The 1,987-nt window shown below is 35.7% G+C and carries 1 protein-coding gene and 1 pseudogene; both read right to left on the bottom strand.

Annotated features, from left to right (window positions below):
• Positions 1-828 (bottom strand): IS256 family transposase (locus Wcon_RS09615; protein ID WP_114516781.1); only part of this gene is annotated, 828 nt, incomplete at its 3' end.
• A gap of 118 nt (positions 829-946) precedes the next feature.
• Positions 947-1,900: pseudogene (locus tag Wcon_RS13550) on the bottom strand (IS110 family transposase).
• Positions 1,901-1,987: the final 87 nt, after the last annotated feature.

The raw sequence follows: 1,987 nt of genomic DNA, 5'->3' as shown, positions 1-1,987 counted from the left end.
ACTGGATACATATTTCAGAGAATTTCTTATTTGGTGTACTATACATAGCTGCACTTCTGCACTGGGAAATACACTGTTGATGGCTGCAGGAAAGCTTTTTAGCCCATCTACACATGCAATCAGAATATCTTCTACTCCTCTTTCTTTGAGGTTATTTAGCACTTCCAACCAAAAGTTAGCTCCTTCACTTTCAGCCAAATAAAAGCCCAGGACTTCTTTTCTGCCATTTTGGTCTATGCCCAATATATTGTACATACATTTACTTACGCAATGTCCATCCTCCTTGACCTTAAAGAACATCCCATCCATAAATACTATCGGGTATACTGATTGCAGTGGACGACTACGCCATTCATTGATTATAGGCAGTAATTTGTCGGTAATACTTGATATCTCTGCTACCGATATTTTGTGATCATAAATTTCCTCAACGTGTGACGCTATATCTCTATAGCTCATACCACTGGCAAATGTGCTCAAAATCTTCGTTTCAAGCTCTGGATGTAAGCTTGTTTGCCTTTTTTTGACTATTTGCGGCTCAAAACTTCCTTCTCTATCTCTTGGCGTTAACAGCTCAAATGAACCTGCACTTGTACGTAAAGTCTTTCCATTCCTCCCATTTCTGCGATTATTTTCTTCACTTTCAGCTAATAAATGGTTTTCTATTTCACCTTCTAGACTCGCCTCCAGCAGCTTTTTTATAAATGGTGTTAATGCTCCCTCCTTTCCTGTCAACGGTCTTCCTTCTCGTATAGACGACAGGATATTTGTTTCCAACTCTTTATAATCTACCAATCCGTTAGTTCTGTTTACTACTTTTTGACTCATTGTCAAACCTCCATTTTTAAATTGATATAAATTACTTTTTTTCGGTTTGACACACTTTTTTGAACATTCCCTTAAGGAAAAGTGGCATAAGAAAGATACTGTCTCTCATGTCAACTGATTATTTCACTAAATCACCATTAAATGGTTGATTATTTTTTAAAATACCAAAAACCACATGCATTAATTTTCTCATTAATGCGACAATTATTACCATTGGACATTTTCCTTTACTTGCTAAACGTTGGCAAAACTTTTGAAAGTGAGAATTATGATTCTTGACTACTATAGCTGGCATATAAAGAGTTTTGCGAATACGTTCCGACCCTATTTTACATATTCTACTTTTTTTACTGACAGATGAACCTGATTGGTAATATTCAGGATTTAGACCGGCAAAGGCTGTAAATTGTCTAGCATTATCAAAATTATCAACAGATGGCATTTCTGCAACGATAGCAACAGCAGTAAGATGTCCTATACCTTTTACAGTCTTGATGTTTTCTATCATATTTTTTAGGTGTGAATGGTTATTAACATGCTCACAAATCTCTTTTTCTATAGCAGAAATTTCTGTTTCTATTGTAGCAACTACTTCAAGTATGGCTTGCTTACAACGGGAATTCATATTTCAAGCGATTCATCTGTTGTAACTTGTCGTCTTTAAATGCTTGCAAACAACGATAGAGATCTCTTAAACGCTTGACTTCAGTAGGAGCAGGTTTCCAAAGATTAGGTTTATTAGCAATACAAAACCTAGCAATCATGGCAGCATCTGACTTATCTGTTTTGTTTCTGAGTAGCTCACTTTTGCCAAAAGCCTTGATTTGAGCAGGGTTTACCACACTTACATTATGTCCAAGGTCATACATAAAAATAACTATATCTTCACTGTAACAACCAGTCGCTTCTAGGCACAGATGAATAAGGACTGCTCCGTGATTATTACACCAAGCTTTTCAAAACCTTCCTTGTTATTGTGAAAAACTTTATGTCGTTCTTTGTTGTCTATCAATAAACAAGCATCAAGTTTCTTTTTAGAAATGTCTACACCTAAAATAGCATTGACTTGCATAAAATTTCCTCTAGGACTATAACGAATTGAGAGTTTAGACCAACCTTGTAATACGGGATATAATTCCAAAGATACTGTTCAGTCTTT

Source organism: Wolbachia endosymbiont of Cylisticus convexus (assembly GCF_003344345.1).
Note: the sequence above shows the minus strand (reverse complement) of the source record. Positions and strands in the feature narration are given on the sequence as shown.